The following is a 1,347-nucleotide window of genomic DNA, read 5'->3' on the forward strand; positions in this document are numbered from 1 at the left end:
AAATTAAGAAAACATGGCCTCGCTTTGCTTAATCATTTATAAATTATAACTTTATAGTAGTCTATTAGCCCGCTTTTCAAGAATATTAGCCTTTCTGTAGCTTATTTTCATCATAGGAGATTTCTCATCCTTGCCCCACAATTCCCCGCGCTTCAAGGATTCGAAATGACATTTTCTTTTATTAAGGATCTAAAATTACAAGATAACCCTCTGGGGAAATTCATTGACGTAATAAATTCAGGCTTACTCCCCCTTAAACTCAGCTTTCCTTTTCTCCAAAAACGCAGCCACGCCTTCTTTAAAATCTTTAGTGCCGAAGCTTTTGCCAAACTCGGCTATTTCGGTTTCGTAACCGTTAATACCATCGGTATAAGCAGCGTTAATACAGCGAATGGCGGCGGCAAGGGCCAAAGGGGCACGGGTTAATATTTTGCCCAGGACCTCCTCTGCTTTTGTTAACAATTCATCGGCAGTAACTACATGGGTAACCAGGCCGTATTGCAGGGCATCGGCTGCGGTGATCATATCTGCAGTCAGGATCATTTCCATGGCTTTGCCTTTACCTACCAGTTGGGTAAGGCGCTGCGTGCCGCCATAGCCGGGCATCAGCCCCAAAGTAACTTCGGGCAGGCCCATTTTGGCATTATCGGATGCTATACGGATATGGCAGGCCATGGCCAGCTCAAGCCCTCCGCCCAAAGCAAAGCCATTAACGGCTGCAATCACCGGTTTGCTGCCGTTGGCTATCAGATCAAAAACTTCGGAATGACCGGTACGTGAAAGCTGTGTGCCGCCTTCTACGTCAAGTGCGGCAAATTCGCTGATATCGGCCCCGGCAACAAATGCTTTTGGCCCTGCACCGGTAATGATGATGCCACCAACCTCCGGGTTTTGAAAAGCTTCGGAGAAAGCCGTATGCAGTTCGGCAAGCGTATCTTTATTAAGGGCATTCAGCTTACTTTCGCGATTAATGGTGATGTATTGAATGCGCCCTTTATTTGTTATCAGCAAGTTTTGAAATTCCATGGGAGATGTACTTTATGGTATTGCTTATGATTAAGCTGTTGGTTTTGTAAAAGTAGTAAGAAAATTATGGAAGTTGTTTTATGTTTCTCGCAAAGGCGCTAAGACGCAAAGTTTAGGGTTTTAAGCCTATGGCCGGTGTTGTCACCATAAGTGTTCGGAAAATACAGATTGGTTGAAAATGTTGGTTGAAAAATCCATGTCATTGCTGTAAAGGTTAGATAATTCGGTAACAGAATTAGCTTTATATAACTAAGCTAATTTTGTTATGCGAATAAACACCAATGATCTGACGCTAAAGCGAAACTATCTAAGTAAGTATCG

Annotated in this window: 1 protein-coding gene; it reads right to left on the reverse strand. The window is 43.4% G+C overall.

What is annotated here, in order from left to right; translation table 11 throughout:
* Positions 1 to 243: 243 nt before the first annotated feature.
* Positions 244 to 1,026, reverse strand: coding sequence for an enoyl-CoA hydratase/isomerase family protein (locus ACFFGT_RS19205; RefSeq protein ID WP_377024135.1), 783 nt, complete (start codon positions 1,024 to 1,026; stop codon positions 244 to 246).
* Positions 1,027 to 1,347 lie beyond the last annotated feature (321 nt).

The organism is Mucilaginibacter angelicae (assembly GCF_042434235.1).
GTDB classification, from domain to species: Bacteria; Bacteroidota; Bacteroidia; order Sphingobacteriales; family Sphingobacteriaceae; genus Mucilaginibacter; species Mucilaginibacter angelicae.

Excerpts from the sequence above, each read along its gene's own strand:
- ACFFGT_RS19205 (WP_377024135.1), bottom strand. The coding sequence starts at position 1,026 with ATGGAATTTCAAAACTTGCTGATAACAAATAAAGGGCGCATTCAATAC.